Origin of the sequence: Nocardia aurantia (assembly GCF_009604425.1) — a bacterium.
Taxonomy (GTDB): Bacteria; Actinomycetota; Actinomycetes; order Mycobacteriales; family Mycobacteriaceae; genus Nocardia; species Nocardia aurantia.
Map to the genome: position 1 here is coordinate 89,740 of NZ_WEGI01000012.1, position 16,753 is coordinate 106,492.

At 69.7% G+C, this 16,753-nt stretch carries 17 protein-coding genes; 8 read left to right on the forward strand and 9 right to left on the reverse strand.

What is annotated here, in order from left to right; genetic code table 11:
* Positions 1-71: 71 nt before the first annotated feature.
* The 4 genes from NRB56_RS26690 to NRB56_RS26705 all read left to right on the forward strand — a co-directional run bounded on the left by NRB56_RS26690 (position 72) and on the right by NRB56_RS26705 (position 4,146).
* Positions 72-1,493, forward strand: a complete 1,422-nt coding sequence (locus NRB56_RS26690) for a S1C family serine protease (RefSeq protein ID WP_153346930.1) — start codon at positions 72-74, stop codon at positions 1,491-1,493.
* Positions 1,494-1,573: 80 nt separating this feature from the next.
* A complete protein-coding gene (locus tag NRB56_RS26695) occupies positions 1,574-2,068 on the forward strand; it encodes a MogA/MoaB family molybdenum cofactor biosynthesis protein (protein WP_194291002.1) in 495 nt (164 codons plus the stop codon).
* Positions 2,069-2,724: 656 nt separating this feature from the next.
* Positions 2,725-3,402, forward strand: coding sequence for an MspA family porin (locus NRB56_RS26700; RefSeq protein WP_153346932.1), 678 nt, complete (start codon positions 2,725-2,727; stop codon positions 3,400-3,402).
* A 63-nt stretch (positions 3,403-3,465) separates the two neighbouring features.
* On the forward strand, positions 3,466-4,146 hold the full coding sequence (locus tag NRB56_RS26705; protein ID WP_153346934.1) for an MspA family porin: 681 nt from the start codon (positions 3,466-3,468) through the stop codon (positions 4,144-4,146).
* Positions 4,147-4,287: 141 nt separating this feature from the next.
* Here the strand turns inward: NRB56_RS26705 and mscL are convergent, their stop codons facing one another.
* The 4 genes from mscL to NRB56_RS26725 form a co-directional block, all read right to left on the reverse strand.
* Positions 4,288-4,686 (reverse strand): large conductance mechanosensitive channel protein MscL, encoded by a 399-nt coding sequence (gene mscL, locus NRB56_RS26710; protein ID WP_153346936.1) that lies wholly within the window; start codon positions 4,684-4,686, stop codon positions 4,288-4,290.
* Between the two features lie 65 nt (positions 4,687-4,751).
* Positions 4,752-5,468, reverse strand: a complete 717-nt coding sequence (locus NRB56_RS26715) for an SAF domain-containing protein (protein ID WP_319943568.1) — start codon at positions 5,466-5,468, stop codon at positions 4,752-4,754.
* Between the two features lie 246 nt (positions 5,469-5,714).
* On the reverse strand, positions 5,715-6,050 hold the full coding sequence (locus NRB56_RS26720; protein ID WP_319943569.1) for an FmdB family zinc ribbon protein: 336 nt from the start codon (positions 6,048-6,050) through the stop codon (positions 5,715-5,717).
* 70 nt (positions 6,051-6,120) lie between these two features.
* Complete coding sequence (locus tag NRB56_RS26725; RefSeq protein ID WP_153347328.1) at positions 6,121-6,741, reverse strand: 5-formyltetrahydrofolate cyclo-ligase; 621 nt, start codon at positions 6,739-6,741, stop codon at positions 6,121-6,123.
* Positions 6,742-7,232: 491 nt separating this feature from the next.
* Between NRB56_RS26725 and NRB56_RS26730 the strand changes: the two genes are divergently transcribed.
* The 4 genes from NRB56_RS26730 to sepX all read left to right on the forward strand — a co-directional run bounded on the left by NRB56_RS26730 (position 7,233) and on the right by sepX (position 11,257).
* On the forward strand, positions 7,233-8,186 hold the full coding sequence (locus NRB56_RS26730; RefSeq protein ID WP_153346937.1) for a UTP--glucose-1-phosphate uridylyltransferase: 954 nt from the start codon (positions 7,233-7,235) through the stop codon (positions 8,184-8,186).
* Positions 8,187-8,244: 58 nt separating this feature from the next.
* Complete coding sequence (gene glp / locus NRB56_RS26735) at positions 8,245-9,498, forward strand: molybdotransferase-like divisome protein Glp (protein ID WP_153346939.1); 1,254 nt, start codon at positions 8,245-8,247, stop codon at positions 9,496-9,498.
* 9 nt (positions 9,499-9,507) lie between these two features.
* Positions 9,508-10,161: a GNAT family N-acetyltransferase gene (locus NRB56_RS26740; RefSeq protein ID WP_153346941.1), complete on the forward strand. Its 654-nt coding sequence runs from the start codon at positions 9,508-9,510 to the stop codon at positions 10,159-10,161.
* A gap of 241 nt (positions 10,162-10,402) precedes the next feature.
* Positions 10,403-11,257, forward strand: coding sequence for a divisome protein SepX/GlpR (gene sepX / locus NRB56_RS26745; RefSeq protein ID WP_153346943.1), 855 nt, complete (start codon positions 10,403-10,405; stop codon positions 11,255-11,257).
* 98 nt (positions 11,258-11,355) lie between these two features.
* On the opposite strand, the gene NRB56_RS26750 is transcribed toward sepX, so the two are convergent.
* The 5 genes from NRB56_RS26750 to NRB56_RS26770 all read right to left on the reverse strand — a co-directional run bounded on the left by NRB56_RS26750 (position 11,356) and on the right by NRB56_RS26770 (position 16,651).
* Positions 11,356-12,150 (reverse strand): aldose epimerase family protein, encoded by a 795-nt coding sequence (locus tag NRB56_RS26750; protein WP_153346945.1) that lies wholly within the window; start codon positions 12,148-12,150, stop codon positions 11,356-11,358.
* 236 nt (positions 12,151-12,386) lie between these two features.
* Entirely contained in the window at positions 12,387-13,412 is a 1,026-nt protein-coding gene (locus NRB56_RS26755) for a lactonase family protein (RefSeq protein WP_153346947.1), read from the reverse strand.
* Positions 13,413-13,425: 13 nt separating this feature from the next.
* Entirely contained in the window at positions 13,426-14,811 is a 1,386-nt protein-coding gene (locus NRB56_RS26760) for a sugar porter family MFS transporter (protein ID WP_153346949.1), read from the reverse strand.
* Positions 14,812-14,971: 160 nt separating this feature from the next.
* Entirely contained in the window at positions 14,972-15,772 is an 801-nt protein-coding gene (locus NRB56_RS26765; protein WP_153346951.1) for an NAD-dependent epimerase/dehydratase family protein, read from the reverse strand.
* 63 nt (positions 15,773-15,835) lie between these two features.
* Positions 15,836-16,651 carry an IclR family transcriptional regulator gene (locus NRB56_RS26770; RefSeq protein ID WP_153346953.1) on the reverse strand — a complete coding sequence of 272 codons (816 nt, stop codon included), beginning with the start codon at positions 16,649-16,651 and terminating at the stop codon, positions 15,836-15,838.
* Positions 16,652-16,753 lie beyond the last annotated feature (102 nt).

Sequence of the window (16,753 nt, forward strand, 5' to 3'; positions counted from 1 at the left end):
TAGTAGCGTCTCAGTCCGCTCTCAGTCGTTGTCACCAAGCTGGGCGACAGACTCGAGGAGAAACGAGAAATATGACCGAGGATCCCCGTCCGGGTATGCCGCACCAAGCGCAGGCCGGTCCGCAGGAACCGCAGTCCGGGACGAAGCCGATGCCGTGGTCGGGCACGGCGCATCCGGTGCCCGGCAGTACTGCGCAGTACGCGGTCACGCCGCCGTACGAGCCGGCGACGGGCCGGACGGCCCCGATACCGCCGTACCCGTACGGATACGGTCCGGCGGGCGGACCGGGCGGGCCGGGGGTTCCGGGCGGGCACGGGCCCATCGATCCCGGATATCCGGGATCGGGTCCGCAGCCGTACGCGGCGCCGCCGAAGCGCGGCCGGGCCGGTCTGGTGGCGGGCGCGGTGGCCCTGGCGCTGGTCGCCGGTGGCGTCGGCGGTGCGGTCGGCACCCTCGCGACGAGGTCCGCACACTCCTCCGGTGGCGTGGTCACCAACGCGCTCGATGTCCCGCCGCCGAAGGGTGGGGGTGTCACAAATGCGCCAGCGGGGACCATTCCCGCGGTCGCGCAGAAGGTGCTGCCCAGCGTGGTGATGATCCGCGTATCGAGCAGCAAGGCCGAGGGGGAGGGCTCCGGGGTCGTCCTCTCCACGGACGGCATGATCCTCACCAACAATCACGTCGCCAGCGGCGCCGGGCCGAACGCCAAGATGAATGTGCAGTTCAGCGACGGCACCTCGTCGCCGGCCACCGTCGTGGGCGTCGATCCGGTCTCGGATCTGGCGGTCATCAAGGTGGCGAACAAATCGAATCTGACCCCGATCGATCTCGGCAACTCGAAGGAACTGCAGGTCGGCCAGTCGGTGGTGGCGATCGGCTCGCCGCTCGGCCTGGCCGGCACCGTGACCACCGGCATCGTGTCCGCGCTGAACCGGCCTGTGTCCACCAGCGGCGAGTCCGGCGGGCAGGGCACCGTCATCTCCGCGGTGCAGACCGATGCGCCGATCAACCCCGGTAACTCCGGCGGCGCGCTGGTGGACCTGAACGGCAAGTTGATCGGAATCAACACGGCCATCGCGACTCTGGGCGCGGGCGGGCTGGATTCCAACAGCGCGCAGAGCGGTTCGATCGGCCTGGGCTTCGCGATCCCGGTCGACCAGGCCCGCCGGGTGGCCGATCAGCTCAGCAAGACCGGGCACGCCACCTACGCCCAGATCGGAATGTCGGTGCGGGCCATCGACGACGCCAACGGCGCCCGCATCCTGGACATCACCCCCGACGGCCCCGCCGCCAAGGCCGGGATTCCCGGCGGCGTGATCGTCACCAAGGTCGAGGATCAGATCATCGACTCCGGTAACGCGCTGATCGCGGCGGTCCGCTCGCATCAGCCCGGTGACAAGGTGAAGGTGACCTACACCGACGGCAACGGCCAGAACCCGAAGACCGTCGATGTGGTCCTCGGCGCGGCGCCCGCCGACGGGGGTGGTCGATGAATCGCCGGCCTCGGACGCTGCGGCTCGTGAAGCACCGAGCGGAGATCGCCGAGCGGACGGAGCACGCTACGGTTGGCACCATGGAACCTGATGCCTCCGTGGCGGGCCGTGCCCTTGTCGTGGTCGTCGACGATCGAACCGCTCATGGAGGAGTGGACTCGCTAGGCCCGTTGGTGACCGAGTTGCTCACCGAGGCAGGCTTTCTGGTCGACGCGTCGGTCTCCGTCGCCAACGATGAGGTCGAGATTCGCAACGCGCTCAACACCGCGGTCATCGGCGGGGTGGATCTGGTCATCTCGGTCGGTGGCACGGGTATGTCCCCGCGCGACGTCACTCCCGAGGTCACGGCTGAGGTGCTCGATCGGGAACTGCCCGGCATCAGCGAGGCGCTGCGGGCGTCCGGTTTGGCGGCCGGTTCGCTGGACGCGGGATTGTCGCGCGGCCTGGCCGGGGTTTCCGGCAGCACGCTGGTGGTGAACCTGCCCGGCACCCGCGCCGCGGTGCGCGACGGCATGGCAACCCTCGGCCCGCTCGCCTCGAAGGTCATCGACGAATTGTCCGGGCTGGAGGAATGACCGATCGGGCCGCTGCCGACTCGAGCCGGGAGGAACCCACCGCCCGGCGCGAATCGGGGAGCGGCACGAAGGGCGGGCGGGATTCCGCGCGATTGGCGCGGATCTTCGGAGAGACCTTGCCGCAAACCACTTCCGACGAACGGGGGCACGACGGCGAGCCCCCGGCCTCCTCGGACGACTGGCTGCGTTCCCAGGTACCACCACATCACGGGGGGCATTGAGGCCACACCGCACGTCATTGCCGGATGACGTGAATCTCGACACGACGAGCGCCGGGCGGTTGCCACCGCCGGTTCTTTCCCGCTGTTCACAGCGGTTGTGCTATTTCGGTGAGATGTCCCGGAATTGTAGTGTGATTTAGATCACATCTTATTTACGACAGCTTACGTTGTCAGGTTGTTGCCGGGCCGTTTAATGTCCACGCTTGGGCTGTGTCACAAGTGGTTCTCAGGGCACAGGAGGGCGTTCGCGCCGACTCGACGGAACACTGGCCCGGGTCCGTCGGCAGTCGGCTTGCCAGTTAGCACGAAATTTGTCGTCGGTTACGTGCCGGCAACAACTTGGCGACAGACTGTGCTGGGCTCTGTGACAGAACCACTATCTTTTCAGCCCCCGATGGTCGAGGGCTGACTGTAAGAAACCTGATGAGGGGAAGTATGAGCGAGAACCGTACCAACGGTCTGCGTCGTGGTGCCCAACTCGCGGGCATCGGCGCGGCTGTTGCTGTCGCCTTCGGCCTGTTTTCCACGGGTGCTGCCAATGCCGATACCTTCGTGCCGTTGCCGGACGGCCAGAAGCTCGGTCCTGACGGCGTTGTCATCACCCGGACCGGCGAGCATGCCCTGATCTCTCCGTCGCTGGCGGCCAATGGTGCCGGCCGCGTCGTGTGGGTCTCGGGTAGCTCCGTCGCCGATATCCCGAACGCCCCGGATGCCACCCCGGGCGGCTGGAACGGCCCGAGCAATTCCAACGGGTCCAACAATTCGTCCACCCACCTGGCCTCGAACATCAGCACCGGCTACATCGTCGGCTGCCAGGTGAACATCGCCAGCGACGCCATCTCGGCGGGTCTGTCCGGCAGCCTGAGCGCCACCAGCGCAAGCGTTTCCGGCTCGGTTGGCCTGAACCTCGGCCCCGGCGAGGTGAAGTTCGTGATGATCGACGTGAAGGACGTTCCGTCTGCGGGCACTTACTCCGTGGAATACCAGGATGCGGAGATTCAGGTCCAGGGTTGTGCCGGGTACGCGCAAGCGCGCTCGTACACCGTCGTCGAGGTCATCGGCGATCACTACTCGAAGACCACCCTCTACGGGCAGCCCTTCTCCATCGGCTGACGTAGGTCGAATCCGCCAAACCCATTCCCGCGTAAGCGATCTCACCCTAGAGGGACTTCAAACATGAATATTCGCAAGACCATGGCGCGTGCTGCCGGTGTCGGTGCCGTCGCTACCGCCGCGCTCGGCTTGTTCTCCACCGGTGCGGCCAACGCCGACACCTTCGTGCCGCTGCCGGGCGGCGACCTCACTCGCACCCTGTCCGACGGCACCGTGGTGCACGTCTGGATCGACGGCGAGTCGGCCACCATCAACCCGTCGATGGGTTCGACTCCGCTGCACCGCAACTCGTGGGCCTCGGCCACCGCGCACATCAACATCTCCGGCGTGGACGGCGATGTGGGCGGCAACATCTACCCCGGTTACGTGGTGGGCTGCCAGGTCGACATCTCCGGCGGCGGCGTGAGCGGCGGCCCGACCGTCGGCGCCGACTGGAGCAGCGGTCAGTCGGTGACGCCGAGCGCGTCCGCCGACGGCGGCGCCAACCTGACCCTGGGACCGGGCCAGGCGCAGTCGTTCTACGTGCTCGACATCGAGCGCGCCGACGACTTCGGTGCCGACAGCCACAAGACGTACAACGCCTTCAAGGGCAACGACGCCTCGGTGGCCTGGGCGGACGAGACGATCGGCCTGACCGGCTGCGCCGGTTACGCGCAGGCGCGCTCGTTCGTGACCGCGGAGATCTCGACTGCTCACGTCCAGTCCTGGATCACCCTGTGGGGCCAGCCCTTCAGCCTGGGCTGAGTTCCGAATTCCGTTGTGCCCGGCCGGTTTCCGGCCGGGCAGCGCACCGGCCGAGCCGGCGCGCGATCTCGGTGGCCGAGGGCCCGGTGTACGCACCGGGCCCTCGTGCTGTCCGGTGAACGCGAGAGCCGTTGCGCCCGTTCAGTTCCGATCCTTGCTCGCGCGCTCGTCGGCGAGCAGGTCCCGGATCTGGTGCAGCAGTTCGTTGTCGGTGGCGCCGTCGGGAATGCCACCGCCCCAGCGCGTCCTGGCCTTGTTGGCCGGAAGCACCACCAGGCCGTAGATGAGCGCGGCGATCACCAGGAAATTCAGCAGCGCGGTGATGATCGGGCCGGCGGCGATGAAGGTCGCGGGCTTGTCGGAGATGAGCCGGAAACCCAGGCCGAGCTCACCGGTGCCGCCGAACACCGCGAGCAATGGATTGATGATCCCGGAGCTGAACGCGGTGACGATCGCGACGAAGGCAGTGCCCATGACGACCGCGACCGCCAGGTCGATCACGTTCCCGCGTAGCAGGAAATCCTTGAATCCCTTCAACATTGCGGCTCCTCTCTCGGGCCGGTGCAGCCGATGGCAAATTCTTGGTTAATGCGACGTCGGGTACTTTAACGGACGATCAGGGCCATGGCGGTGCGCAGCGACGCGGCGGCGACCGCCGGTGCGCGGGCCGCGTCGAGCGCCAGCAGCACCATCCGCTCCCGGCCGCGCCCGCCCTCGCCGCCGGTGACCAGCACGACCGCGGCATCGGTGGCCAGCGGCCGCGGCGGCGGCCCCGCCCGGGGCTGATCGTCCTCCGCGGCGGCGATGACATCCACGCGATCACCGGGCCGGAGTACCTCGGCGACCGCCGGGTCGGCCGGTCGGATGGCCACGATCCGGGCCTCGGGCGTACCAGCGGCGGCGGACGCCAGCCGCGGCCCGACCACCCGCAGATCGGTGAGAATCTCCCCGGCCCGCACGGCGGTGCCGAGAGTGCTGCCGAGGACGGCCGCCGAATCCCGGATCGCGCCGGCCGGCAGCATGTCGACCGGGCGCGCCGCCTGGATCACATCCGCGTCCGTGAGTCGCTGCCCCGGCGGTAGGTCGCGTGCCGCCACCACTACCTCGAGATGTCCCGCGGCAGGATCGCCCCGGACCGCGAGCACGGCGGCGAGCACCGCGAAAACCATTGCGAGCATCCGGCGGGCGAATGCGATGTCGGCCCATCTCGGCCGCGACGAACGCCAGCGATCGGACAGATCCCAGCGTGGCCCGCGGCCGAGGTCCATGCCGGCGGATCGCCGGGCACGGCGGCGAACGGTATCGAGACGAAGTCGCTTCACCCCCGGCACGCTACGGCCGGCACCGATCGGATCACGCCACGAAATAGGAGGTCGGCAATGCCCTGTGGAAAATCTGGAGGTTGTGGAAACCGGGTAGTCCGTGAAGCAGCGGCCGGCCTGCGGTGGCGCCGCTGACCGCCGCCGGACATGCCGCCGGCGGGCGTTCGGGCGTCGGCGGCGATGACGAGACCACCCGGGGACACCGCGGCCGGCGCGCGAACACGGTCGGCCGGGCGACAGCCGGCGTCAGGCGACCGCGGGGCTCGCCGCCGAGGTGCTGCCGCTGCTGCCGGCCGAGGATGTGCTCGATGACGACGAGCTGCTCGACGAGGAGTCGGAGGAGCTCGACGAGGAGGACGAGGAGTCGGAGCTGGACTTCGCGGGCTCGGTGGCCGACGAGGAGCCGTTGCGGCTGTCGGTGCGGTAGAAACCACTGCCCTTGAACACGATGCCGACCGAGTTGAAGAGCTTGCGTAGCTTGCCGTCGCACTTCTCGCAGGTGGTCAGAGCATCGTCCGAGAAGGACTGCACGATGTCGAACTTATCGCCGCACTGCGTGCACTGGTACGAGTAAGTAGGCACTTGAACCTCCACAGTCTCCGTCGGTTTGGCACTCTACAGCCGACAGTGCCAACTTTACCAACAGCGTCGTTCACCGCACGATTCCCGGTGGGCCACTCGGCTCACCCTCGGCCAGCCGGTGCAGGCCACCCGGGGTGAGCGCCCAGCCCATGCGCCGATCGTGGGACTCCTCCGGGAGCCGATCCACCAGTTCGTCGTCGCGGACCACGGCGATCAGCCGTGCCGTGGTGGTCGCCGCGGCCAGCGTGCGGTCGTAGTAGCCCGCACCGCGGCCCAGCCGCACTCCTCGCCGGTCCACCGCCAGCGCGGGCACCAGGATCGCCGCCGCCCGCTCGATCGCGGCCGGGGACAAAGCCGGGCCGTCCGGCTCCAGCAACCCGTAGCGAGCCCGGCACAGGTGGTCCGGACCGCGATATTCCGCCCAGTCCAACGGACCCGGCGGGCCGGTCAGCGGCAACAGCACCCGGGCTCCGGCCGCCCGCAGCGCGTCCAGCATCGCGAGCGAGCCGGGTTCCGTCCTCACCGGGACGTACCCGGCCACCCACGCTCCCGGCCGATCGACCAGATCGGCCATCGCGCCCGCCAGCGCCGCCGCCTCGGCCGCGCGCACCTCGGGAGGCAACGCCGCGCGCAGGGCGATCAGCTCTGTCCGCCACCACCGCTTGTCACCGTCGTCCGTACCGGGCCGCATCTCCCGATCGTGACCCATCGCCGCCCGTTCGTCCTGCCGAGCCGGACGCTGCCCACCGGACTCGGTGACGTACCGCCGCACCGACGGGGCCGCGACGATGCCGGCCCGGCTCTCGCCCGGCGGGCCGGGGGGCAGGTGAGGATCATCCGGATGCGCGAGGTGGGCGTCCGGACGGTGGCTGTGGGGGAGCCGGCCGAGTTCGCTCGACGGCCGCTCGGCTCGGCCGGAATGCGGTGTCGTCCCGCTGCTCACTCCGACCACGATAGGCGTTCTCGCCGGTGTGCGGCTCGCGCGGGGCCCGGCCCGCGGGGTGTGGCGGATGTTTGCCAGGTTTCCGCACCGCGCAAAACGGGCATCGCTGCGGTGGAAGCGACAACCGGTTGCCTCTCGTTCGCCGCGCCGCCGATGTGCTCGCCGCATACTCTTCTAGCGGTGCGGAGCCGGATGTGACATCGGTTCGGCCGATGACATCGATAGATAGGGTGTGCCTTATGACAGCTGGTGCCGGGGCGGATGAGACGCAGTCCGGGCGGTCCGGTTTCCGGACCGCCGTGGTGCCCGCGGCCGGTCTCGGGACCCGGTTCCTGCCGGCGACCAAGACCGTGCCCAAAGAGCTGTTGCCGGTGGTCGACACGCCCGGCATCGAATTGGTCGCCGCCGAGGCCGCCGAGTCCGGCGCCGACCGCCTGGTGATCGTCACCTCGCCCGGGAAGGACGGCGTGGTGGCGCATTTCGTCGAGGATCTGGTGCTGGAGAGCACGCTCGCCGAGCGCGGCAAGTTCCATCTGCTGGAGAAGGTGCGCAAGGCGCCCGGCCTGCTGAACGTGAGTTCGGTGGTGCAGGAGGAGCCGCTCGGACTGGGTCACGCGGTCGCGCAGGCGGAGGCGGTGCTCGATCCGGGCGAGGACGCGATCGCGGTGCTGCTGCCCGACGATCTGGTCCTGCCGTGCGGTGTGCTGGAGGAGATGGGCCGGGTGCGCCGCGAGCACGGCGGCACCGTGCTGTGCGCGATCGACGTGCCCAAGGACGAGGTGAGCGCCTACGGCGTCTTCGACGTCGCGCCGGTGGACGGCGGCGCCGACCCGAATGTGTTGCGGGTCAACGGCATGGTCGAGAAGCCGGCGATGGCGGACGCGCCGTCGACCTACGCGGCGGCGGGGCGGTATCTGCTCGACCGCGCGGTGTTCGACGCGCTGCGCCGGATCGAGCCGGGCGCCGGCGGGGAATTGCAGCTCACCGATGCCATCGGCCTGCTGATCGCGGACGGTCATCCGGTCCATGTGGTGGTCCACCGTGGGTCGCGCCACGACCTGGGCAACCCGGGCGGTTATCTTCGTGCTGCGGTCGATTTCGCCTTGGAGCGAGACGAATACGGTCCCGCCCTGCGCGAGTGGCTGACCCGGCGGCTCGCTCCCGACTGGAATCCGCAGCTGACCACGTCGTAGCGAACGGCCGGGCGCGGTCCGATCGGTGGGTAGGACACTGAACAACAGGAAGGGCTGCATGCGCTCGGTGGAGGATCAGCAGATCAAGGTGACCGCGGCGGCCGTCGCCCCGCGGCCGGTGCGGGTCGCGATCTCCGAGGCCCAGGGTCTGCTGTGCGCCGAGGACGTCGTGACCGAACGGCCGCTGCCCGGATTCGACCAGGCGGCGATCGACGGGTACGCCGTGCGCAGCGTCGACGTGTCCGGCGCCGGGGTGGATGTGCTGGACGACGACGGCGATCCGGTCGAGATCACGCTGCCGGTGGTCGGCGAGGTGGCCGCGGGGTCGCGGCAGCCGATTCGGTTGCAGCCGAGGCAGACCGTGCGGGTCGACACCGGCGCGCCGCTGCCGACGCTGGCCGACGCGGTGCTGCCGGTGGAGTACACCGACGCCGGCCGGGCGCGCATCGCGGTGTACGAGGCGGTCCAGTCCGGCGACTACGTCCGCCGCGCCGGCGACGACGTGCAGTCCGGCGACGTGGCGGTGCGGGCCGGCACCATCATCGGCGCCGCTCAGGTGGGTCTGCTGGCCGCGGTGGGCCGCGACAAGGTGCTGGTGCATCCGCGGCCGCGGTTGTCGGTGATCTCGATCGGCGAGGAGTTGATCGATATCGATCGCACCCCCGGTCCTGGGCAGGTGTACGACGTGAATTCGTACGCGCTGGCCGCCGCCGCCCGGGACGCGGGCGCGGACGTGAACCGGGTCGGCATCGTCAGCGCCGATCCGGAGCGGTTACGCGATGTGGTCGAGGGCCAATTGGTCCGATCGGAAGTGGTGGTCATCGCGGGCGGGGTCGGCGGCTGGGCCTCCGAGCAGATCCGCGGGGCGCTGACCGGGCTCGGTGAGCTCGAAATCGCCCGTGTCGCCATGCATCCCGGCTCGGTGCAGGGTTTCGGGCGGCTCGGCCGCGACGAGGTGCCCACGTTCCTGCTGCCGTCCAATCCGGTCGGGGCCCTGGTGGTCTTCGAGGTGATGGTGCGGCCGTTGATCCGGATCGCCCTCGGTCGCCGGCACCCGATGCGCCGGATCGTGCGGGCTCGCACGATCATGCCGATCACCTCGGTGGAAGGGCGGCGTGGTTATCTGCGCGCGCAACTCATGCGCGACGAGCAGACCGCGGAATATCTCGTCCAACCACTCGGCGTGAACGGGTCGGCCCATCTACTGTCGACCCTGGCCGAGGCCAACAGTTTGATCGTCGTCGATCCGGAGATCACCGAGGTTCGCACCGGTGACGAGGTCCGGGTCGCTTTTCTCGCCCAGCGCGGGTGATCGGTGGACATGAACGTATTCCGGGCCGCGCAGCATCCGGGCTGGCCCGCTCATCTGGGGCCGGTGCGCGTCGCCTCCGGGCAAACGGTCACCATGCGGCCGATCCGGCTGCGGGACGCGGCGGCATGGGCCCGGATCCGGATCCGGGACCGGCATCATCTGGAGCCGTGGGAGCCGACCGGCCGCGGCACCTGGGAGGCGCGTAACCATGCCTCCAACTGGCCGTCGCTGTGGTCGAGCCTGAAAGCCGAAGCGCGGCACGGCGCGATGATCCCGCTGGTGATCGAGGTGGACGGCGCCTTCAGCGGGCAGCTGACCATCGGCAACATCGTGCGCGGCGCGCTGCGGTCGGCCTGGATCGGCTACTGGGTGGCCCAGGAGGTCGGCGGCCACGGGGTCGCGACCGCGGCACTGGCACTGGGACTGGACCACTGTTTCGGGCCGGTCGGCCTGCATCGGGTCGAGGCGACGGTGCGGCCGGAGAACCATCGCAGCCAATCGGTGTTGCGCAACGTGGGTTTCCGCGAGGAGGGCCTGCTGCGCCGGTATCTCGACGTCGACGGTGACTGGCGTGACCACCTGCTCGTCGCGCTCACCCTCGAGGAGGTCGAGGGCTCGTTCGTGGAGCGGTTGGCCCGCTCGGGACGGATCTCGCTGCCCTGAACATCCGATCCGAGTGCATCGCGGGCCGCGCCGGGAAAGCGCAGGCGGAACGGTGTTTCCGGGACGCCGGGCGATTGCGGCGAATCCGGCGCGCCGAAGCGGTGGCAAAAAGTTACCGCGCGCCTGCGGGGTATTTCACCTGCGGCGAAATAGCCTACCCACGTCGGTGGTGCGCGTTCGCTGCCACAGTGCAGCTGCCGTCGCAGGGACAACGGTCGGTCGGGACGGAGGTGGGAGCGCGATGCCGAATTCGATCTTGTGGATCGGATTGGTCGTGCTCTGGGTTTTCGTGCTGTTCCCTATGCTCGCCGGCCGACATCCGCGTATCCGGCGCACGACCGATGTCGCACTGGCCACCCGGGTCCTGCATCGCGGCGGCACGAAGCGGGTGCCGACCCGGGCGCAGAGAAAGCTTCCCCACGGCGATGATGCGGAGGATCGGATGACGACGCCGGCCGATGAGCCCGTCAACCCCGTCACCGAGGACGTCGATCGGCCAGGGCGGGACCACGCGCCACAGACGACCGGTACCCTCGCCAGACCCCCGGCGCGCCTCGACGACCTCGTCGCCGAGAACGCCGCCGGCCGCGAGGATTTCGTCCCGACCCGGCGCGGTCGCGGCGGTTACGACCCGGAGGCGGATGCCGTCGCCCGCGCCGCGCGCTACCGCTTCCGGCAGCGCACCGCGATCGCCCTGGTGCTGAGCGCCCTGCTGTTCGGGGCGTTCGCCTCGGTGGCGGCGCCGACACTCTGGTCGGGTTGTGTGGCCTCGCTGCTGATCCTGGTCGTCTACCTCGGCTATCTACGCCGGCAGGTGCGCCTGGAAGCGGATATCCGCCGCCGCCGCGCCGCCCGGTTGTCCCGGGGGCGCGAGGTCGAGCTGGTCGAGACCGCGGGGACCGCTGCACTGCCCGGCGCGGAGCGTCCGGCCCTGGACCGTGAGGCCGCGCGCGATCTGCGGCGCCGGGCGGTCGTCCTGGACGTCGACGACGAGGATCCGGCGTTCGACCACCTGGACCCCTACAACGCGGCGGCCGCACGGGCGCTCCGGGAACGAGCCCTCGAGGCGGAGATCCGCCGCGCGGCAGGGGAGTAGCGCTCACCGCTGCCCCGGCCTCCGGGAAGGTCTGCTGGAGGCGGAAATTCGCGGTGCAGCCGGGGAACGGGCGAGTCCGGCCGTTCGTGCTCGAGTGATCAGTCGAGAGTCCGCCAGCGCCAGATCATTTCGCCGATCAGTGGCCGGTCCTTCCGGACCTCCAGAGGAGCGGTGTTCAGGCCGTTCGGTGGGCCGGATTCCGGTTCGACGCAGACGGTCTCCGCGGGCTGGTCGAAGACGACGACCCATTCCAGCGGGCTGCTGACGACGAGTTCGATGGCGCCGGGCCAGGTCAGGGTGACGTCCACCCCGCCGGGCATGCCGAAGCAGTCGTCCCACGGGCCGGGTGGCGGGGTGATCCGATTGCCGTCGGGCAGGTAGTCGGCGCCGCGTTCCTCCTGCCAGGCGGGGGCGAAGTCGATCTCGACGCCCGGTCCGTCGGCGGTCAACCGGCGGTTGAACCACGGGTGCCAGCCGACCTGGGCCGGGAACGGATCCGCGAACGCCTCGACGGTCATGGTGAATTCGGCGGTGTCGGCGCCGAGGGTGATCGACTGGGTCACCCGTCCCGGGAACGGCCACGGCTCGGTCAGGTCCTGGGCGAGTACGACTTCCGCGTCGGTGGACAGGACCACCTGCCAGGGCTTGTCGCGCACGGTGCCGTGGATGGCGTGCGGTTCGGCGTTGCGGGGCAGGTGGTGGTCGGCGCCGGCCCAGTGCAGGACACCGTCGCGCATCCGCCCACACCAGGGCGCCATCGGGAAGCTGCCGAAACGTGGTCCGGTGTGCAGCAACCCGGTGTCGCCGAGCCGGAACTCGGCGATCCGTCCGGTGTCCAGGTCCACTGTCAGCCGGGCCGGGCCCGCCGCCAGCCGCACCTCCCGATCGGACATGTCGCCTCCTGAGTCGAATCCGGTGGTCCATCGGCGTTCCGGTGGTCCATCCACACGGTATCGGCACACGCGCGTCTCCCGCCGATCCGGCGGTGGCCGAGTCGGCGGGAGACGGTCACCCCGGACCGCGTTGTTTCGCGGGGACCGTGCGGGCCGGGTGGTGCGTGGCGGACGACCGGAGCGGGTGAGCGGCGCTCGGGCCCGGCGCCGGGTCCGTGATCCGGCGCGGATCGGTGTCAGCCGGGCTCCGGGACCGAGGGGAGCTCGACGATCTGCACCCAGTTCGGGTTGCGGCCGACCGGGTATCGGCCCAGTGGTCGCAGCGCACCGGAATCCGCGTCGATCGCGTGCACGGTCAGGGCGTCCGACTGCTGACCTGCCGCGAGCAGGAAACGGCCGCCGGGGTCGATGTCGAATCCGCGCGGGCAGGCCTCGGTTTCGGTGTGTCCCAACAGTTTCAGGGCGCCGGTGGTCGCATCCACCCGGAATCCGGCGAGCGTGCTCGACGTGCGATCGGAGACGTAGAGCAACCGGCCGTCCGGGGTGAGCCGCAGTTCCGCGGTCCATGGCTGCGAGACACCGTCGGGCAGTACGGAAATCGTGTCCAGCGGCACGAGTTGACCGGTGCCGGAATCGAATTCGTAGCCGCCGACCGTGCCGTCGAGTTCGTCGGCGACGTAGACGAACCTCCCGCCGGGATGGAACACCAGGTGCCGGGGCCCGGCGCCGGGCAGGGTGGACACGAAAGCCGGGTCGTTCGGCGTGAGCACCCCGGTCTGCGGATCGAACCGGAACTGCAACACCGCGTCACCACCCAGGACCGCCGCGAACAGGTGCCGGTTGTCCGGCGCTACCACGATCGAATGTGCGTGCGGCGGTGTCGGCAGCACCGCGACCGGGTCCGGCGCGACGACACCGTCCGGCCCGATCGCGTTCACCGACACGATGTTTCCGGTGTAGGAGGCGCCGAACAGGTAGCGCCCGGTGCGATCGGTGGACAGGTAGGCCGTGTCGGCCGGCAGCGGCACCGTCGCGAGCGGGGCCAATTCCCCGGTGGCGGTGTCGATGTCGAAGCAGGCGACCGACCAGGGCTCCGATCGCAGCGCGGCGTACAGGTGGTGACGGCCGGGCCCGACCGCCAGCGGCATCACCGTGCCGCCGGCGGGCCGGGTCTGCACCGCGTCGAGCGTGCCGTCGGCGCCGAGACGCAGCACCGAGATGTCGCCGCTGTCGGCGTTGGACACATAGGCCACGACCGTCATTCGTCCGTCCTCGCTATCCGACGTGCTGCCCGGCGCGGGCCCGCAGATCCAGTTCGATCTCCTCCAGGCTGCGGCCCTTGGTCTCCGGGACGAACCGCCGCACCAGCACGAACAGCACCACGCTGACCGCCGCGAAGATCCAGGCCGACCAGCTCAGGCCGAGATGGTCGTTCATCACCGGGAACAGGAAGGTGATGGCGAAGGTCGCCGCCCACAGCACCGTGCTGGCGGTGCCGGTGCCGATACCGCGGATCTTCAGCGGGAAGATCTCGGCGATCATCACCCAGACCACCGCGCCCCAGCCCAGTTCGTAGCCGACCCAGTACAGGTTCAGCACGATCAGGGTCACGAGGCCGGTGCCCGTACCCTTGCCCATGGTCATCACGGCCACGCCCAGCGTGAGCAGCGACAGGGCCATGATCACGTTGCCGAGCAGCAGCAGTGGCTTGCGGCCCCAGCGGTCGACCATCAGGAACACCCAGGCGGTGAAGATCAGCTTCACCGTGCCCATGATGATCGAGGCGAGCAGCGAACTGCTGGTGGCCAGGCCGAGTTGCTTGAACATGGTCGGCGCGTACAGGTTCACCGCGTTGGTGCCGGAGAACTGCTGTCCGATGGCCAAGATCAGCGCTACCACCAGGGCGGGCCGGGCCCACTTGGTCGTGAGGTCGCGCAGCCGGCCGCGCTGTTCGGTGTCGAGCTGGATGACCGCGCGGATGCTCGCCATCTCGGCTTCGGTGTCGGCGGTGCGGTGGGTCTGTTCGAGGACCGCGCGGGCCTCCGCCTCGCGACCGGTCTTCAGCAGCCAGCGCGGGGTCTCCGGCAGGCTGAACAGGCCGGCGAACAGGATCACGGCCGGCACGGCGGCCAGGCCGAACATCAGCCGCCAGTTGCCCGCGTCGGACAGCGCCCAGTCGACGATGTAGGCGATCAGGATGCCGGACACGATCATCAGCTGATTGAGCGTGGACAACGCGCCGCGCACCCGGGTGGGCGCGAGTTCGGACAGGTAGGTCGGCACGGTGGCCGACGAGATGCCGACCGCGATGCCGGTGACGAACCGGGCCACCACCATCGCCGGATAGTTGGGTGCGAACGCGCAGCCCAGTACGGCGACGGTGAAGACCACCGCGGCCACCATGATCGTGGGCCGGCGGCCGTACCGGTCGGCCAGCCGGCCGGCGAACAGGGCGCCGATCACCGCGCCCGCCGCCAGTGAACCGCCGACCACGCCCTGGGCGAACGAGTCGAGGTGCCACAGCGGTTTGATGAACAACAGAACACCGGAGATGACACCGAGGTCGTAGCCGAAGAGGATGCCTCCCAACGCTCCGAAGAAGTACAGATAGGAGACGCTGATCCGTCGCTGCCGCGCGGGCGTCGTTGCCGACTGCTGCATGGTCTTGCTTTCCTTAGAGCCGAAACGGTGTGCTCAGGGTCACATGCCCAAATGGTGAAGGCAATAACTTCTCTGATACTCATTCGGTATCGAGTAATGCGTTCATATATGTGAACAAGCGGAGCCACCGGACGGCCACGACACCCGAGGACGGTGCGGATCAGAGCGGGTCGGCCCGGCCCAGTTCGATCTCGCAGAAGCCGCCGCCCAGAAGATCCGGCAGCGTGCCGTTCACGTCGCCGGCGAATCGCTCGGCGTCGTCGTGGGCGTGATAGCCGATCGCCTCCCCCTCGCGCGACGATACGACTGCGCGGGTGTTGGCCGAAACACCCCAGACCACCCGGTAACCGGGCTGTTCCACCGCGAGCGCGGCCTCCAGCAGCCGGGCGCAGTCGTCGGGGGACAGCCAGGTGGACAGCCCCCGCACGTCGGCCGGTCGCTCGAAACAGGTGCCGATGCGCAGGCAGGTCACGTCCATGCCGAAGCGCGAGTGGTAGAGGCTGCCCAGCGCCTCGACGACCGCCTTGCTGACCCCGTAGTAGGTGTCCGGCCGGGGGCTGGAATCGGCCGGCAGCCCGTCCGGCCCGGCTTCGCCGATCGTGCGGAAGCCCACCGCGTGATTGCTGGAGGCCAGCACGACGCGCGGCACCCCGGCCGCTCGGGCGGCCTCCAGCACGGTGCGCGTGCCGTCGATGTTGACGTCGAGGATGCGCTCCCAGCTGTCCTCGCGGGCGATCCCGCCGAGGTGGATCAGGGCGTCGGCATCGCGGCAGGCGGCGGTCATCGCCGCTGGATCGGTGACGGACCCATGGACGATCTCCACCTGTTCACCGGGGGCCGCCGGTTCGATCGGCTGGATGTCCAGCAGCCGTAGCACCCGATCCGGGCGGGCCAGCCGCGGCCGCATCAGCCGCCCGACGATCCCGGCCGCGCCGGTGATGAGCACGCGTTGGTTCGACATGGATACTCCTCGCTGTTGCCCGACCGCCACGGCGGGCCGTCGGTTGATGAGAAAACTTGTGGGTCAACGAATTCCGGCGCGTCGGAGCTGCCTGGCGAGATCGGCGGCGGCGGTGTGCAGCACGGCGCCGATGCGGTGCTGCTCGCTCTCGGACACGTGGTCGGCGGGCATCGAGCAGCTGACCGCGTCGGTGGCCGGGATCCGGTACGGCACGGCCGCGGCCGCGCAGGCCACGCCGGCGGTGCCCTCGCCCCGCTCGGTCGCGTAGCCGCGTTCGCGCACCACGCCGAGTTCGCCGTACAGCGTGTCGCGGTCGGTGACGGTGGCACCGGTCAGTGCCTCGAAGCGCGGCGGCAGCAGGTCGGCCAGTTCGGCGTCGGCCAGTTCCGCGAGCAGCGCCTTGCCGAGGGCGGTGGCGTGCGCGGGCAGGGTGCGGCCGACCCGGGAGATCAGGTGCCCGGACCGATGCGATTCCCGGGTCTCCAGGTAGACGACCTCGGCGCCGGCCAGCCGGGCGTAGTGGACGGTGAATCCGGTGTCCTCGCGCAGCCGTTCCAGCATCTCGATCACGTAGGGGAGCGCGGGATCACGGTCCAGATAGGCGGTACCGCAGATCAGGGCCCGGACGCCGAGCCGGAACCGGGTGCCGGCCTCGTCGGCCTCGATCCAGCCGGCGTCGTGCAGGGTGCGCAGCAGTCCGTGCAGGCTGGACCGCGGGAATCCGGTGGCCTCGTGCATCTCGGCCAGCGACAGCCAGGACCGGTGTGCGGCGAAGACCTCGAGCAGGGTGATCGTGCGACGGGCCGACTTCACCCCGGTCGCGGACTCCTCCGGGTGCGGGATCGGGTCGTCGGCGGTTCGCCGATCCGGGCTCTGCATGACATTCCTTTCCGGCACGGATCTCTTGCTGGAAAGTATTCACATTTATGAACTGTCGTGTGATACCTGTTCGGCATTGTGTGATGCCCAATTGATGTTGGA